The organism is Bartonella sp. MR168JLCBS (genome assembly GCF_042194175.1).
In genome coordinates this window covers 1-265 of the sequence record NZ_JBHIMP010000186.1, presented here as the reverse complement: position 1 = coordinate 265, position 265 = coordinate 1, and positions in this window count along the sequence as shown.

Sequence of the window (265 nt, the reverse complement as noted above, 5' to 3'; positions counted from 1 at the left end):
ATTTTTGTTTCTCTCTTCCTGATACAAAAACATTCTTTATTTTTTTCCTAAAATATAGATTTGAAAGGCATTTTTTAAGAACACGAGATAATTTTAGTGTATTATCAATGTGTATCATAAAGATAATTATTATACCTTAAATTTATAATGAAGATAGAAAGTATCGTGACAAAAGCAGCAGTGCTGGAGGACTAGAAGGGATTTTCGGGGCTTCCTGATTTTTCTTTAATAAGGGATGAAGATTTTAAATCCGCTTTTGAATAAG